Annotated in this window: 1 protein-coding gene; it reads right to left on the bottom strand. The window is 24.3% G+C overall.

What is annotated here, in order from left to right; genetic code table 11:
* A partial coding sequence (locus tag HMPREF3265_RS01710; RefSeq protein ID WP_070860917.1) for a replication initiation protein occupies positions 1 to 622 on the bottom strand: 622 nt, incomplete at its 3' end.
* Positions 623 to 775 lie beyond the last annotated feature (153 nt).

Raw genomic sequence — 775 nt, 5'->3', positions numbered from 1 at the left:
CTTTTTTCGCTTTAATTTTATTGATATGTAGATTGTTAAAAATAAAACTTAATTCTTTAATTATAGGGGTTAATACTTTTTGATTAATGTTTGTCATCCTATAAGACTTTGGAATATCTAAGCGCTCTCTAAAATCATCAATTTTAATCTTCACATATCCAGTGTGTTTATACTGTTTGAGTATTCTGAACATATGTTTAGAATATGTAGATTTAAGGTGTGTCATCTCTTGTAGCTCAAATTTAGTAAAATTACTGGTTAATGAATTAATAATATGTTCTAAATCCGGATTAACACCAATAGAAACGTATTCTTCGTCTTTATAAATTTCAACTTTAGTAAAAAGAACAAATCTTCTAATGACATTCTCAGTTTCTTCTCTATATGTTAAAGAGAAAATTTTATCATAGAATTTTTCTAAATCTTGAATAAATAGTCTTTTATCATGACTATAATAATTACTTAATTCTTTTAATTCTTCAAATGGTATATTCACAGTTAAATTGCCTTTATCCTTTAATTTATTGCACAAAGTAAAGAATAAATTAACTTCTGTATTATTAAATTTTCTCAAAGGAACTAAGTTCATATCATTTTTATATACTACTGTTTCACCACTCAAATAAATTCACTCCAAACCAATAGAAACCTTCATAAAATAAAAGTTTCTATAATTTCGTTTTTTGAACACCTATAAACTCTTTTAACATAGTAATTATAACATAAAAGAAACTTTTTTAAAATTGGTTGCCTTTACTTTAATGATTGGTTGCCT

Source organism: Staphylococcus sp. HMSC62B09, from assembly GCF_001839115.1.
In the GTDB taxonomy this organism is placed as follows: Bacteria; Bacillota; Bacilli; order Staphylococcales; family Staphylococcaceae; genus Staphylococcus; species Staphylococcus haemolyticus.
This window is presented reverse-complemented; position numbering and strand designations above follow the sequence as displayed.